General features: G+C 56.0%; 3 protein-coding genes. All 3 read left to right on the forward strand.

Translation table 11 applies throughout. The features are described from left to right. On the forward strand, positions 1-569 hold a 569-nt coding region (locus AC1DRJ_RS26710; RefSeq protein WP_477804793.1), incomplete at its 5' end, for a Mu transposase C-terminal domain-containing protein. Continuing rightward, the gene (locus tag AC1DRJ_RS26715) at positions 566-1,474 is read left to right on the forward strand and encodes a TniB family NTP-binding protein (protein WP_477804794.1); all 909 of its coding nucleotides are present in this window, start codon (positions 566-568) and stop codon (positions 1,472-1,474) included. The genes AC1DRJ_RS26710 and AC1DRJ_RS26715, both read left to right, overlap by 4 nt. A 10-nt stretch (positions 1,475-1,484) precedes the next feature. Further along, a partial coding sequence (locus AC1DRJ_RS26720) for a hypothetical protein (protein WP_477804795.1) occupies positions 1,485-1,685 on the forward strand: 201 nt, incomplete at its 3' end.

The raw sequence follows: 1,685 nt of genomic DNA on the forward strand, positions 1-1,685 counted from the left end.
TCCTGCCCGTACCGCCGCCTTCACTCGATCAACTCAAAAAATTGCTGTTAGAGGTCAACCGGGATAATCGCACAATCCATCATTACGGTATCGATTTTGAGGGGTTTCAGTTCCACAGTCAGGCGCTGGCAGTGCTGGCGCGTGAACGGAGCCTCAGCGACATCGACATCTTGTTCAACCCAGAGGACTGCACGGTGATTTATGCCGTGCATCCGGATGACGGCAGCCACATTCCGCTGCAGAACAAGACGGTGGGTATTCCCGAAGTATCCTTTGAGGTCGCCAAAACCCTCAAAAAAGCCTACGCGGGCCATTCCGCCACGATGTCCGGCCATGACTATCAGCGTGTATATGCTCAGATGCTGGCGAAGTTCACCGCTGATAGTCAGCGCCGCCCCAGCATCAAAGCCAACAACCAGGCATTGCGTGTGCGCGAGAAACAGGCGCAGAAGGCGGACATCGCCGCGCAGTTTGCACAGCACGCGCCGAAGCCGCGTCCTTTGCCTCCTACTCCTACCTTAGCCGATAGCGATGATGAGTTCCGTCCGGCGCCACGGAGGACGGTATGAGCACGATCGCCAACGAATTGGTGGGTCACGCTCGGTTTAACACCGTGCATGGTCATTTGGTGGAGGTCTTAACGCGGGCCAGAGCAGGTGATCCACAAATCCTTCCGATTGTCGGGCCGACACGGGTCGGTAAGACGTGTCTGTTGGACAATTTCAGGGCGATTAATTCGACGTCGGGGACGAGCCGCTCCCGCGAAATTATCAGTGTCGTCAGCCCCAAGCATTTGACCGGTCGGGCGCTGCCGGATGCATGCTTGACGAGTATCGATATGAATCCAGCGCTGTTCAATAATCATGTCGCTGCGACAGACGCCTTTATCAAGGCGGTCAACAAGCACGGCGCACGACTGATCATCTTTGATGAAACGCAGCACATGCTTGAGCGCGGTAGCAGCACCACCGTGCGCGCGGCAGCGGACTTTCTCAAAGGCCTCTTCGACCAAGCCCAGGCCAGTATCGTGCTGGCAGGATTGCCAAGTTTAATGGGCCTGTTTTACGCCAATGAACAACTGGCGGATCGCGCGCGCCGTCCAGTGGAGTACTTCCCGTATTACTGGCAAGGCAAGGATTACATCAGCTTTCGCAGCGCCTTGGGCAGTGCGCTCGATTACCTGGAGGACAGCGGCTGGGACACATTCGAATTCAACGACCGGGACTTTGCCCAACGCATGTACGTCGCGACGGCTGGCCGTTATGGCCTCATCAACAAGATTTTCATCGAGGTGCAGGCACTCGCTGGGACAGTGAAGATCGCACGTTATGAGGCCTTTGCCAGGGCTTTTGAGCAAGCCGTGATGAACCGCCTGATCGAATTCAATCCGTTCGATGTCGATCAGACGATCCAGACCGAGCACATGGCTTTGGTGTATGCCAAGGTCATGCAAGAAGCCGGTGTGAAGGTCTAGGAGCAATAGCATGTTGGCATTTATTCCCGAGACCGACTTCGCTGACGAAAGTCTCAACGGTTACTTACTGCGGCTCGCCGAAGAGAATTTTCTTGGATCAACCACTGCCCTGTTGCGCCCAATAGGGATCAGGCTCAAGGCCCAGTATTCGCCCCGGGAACTGCAGGCGATTGCCGAGTATCACGGTCTGGAACTGCAGCAACTGCAACGG

The organism is Pseudomonas sp. P5_B2 (assembly GCF_056400445.1).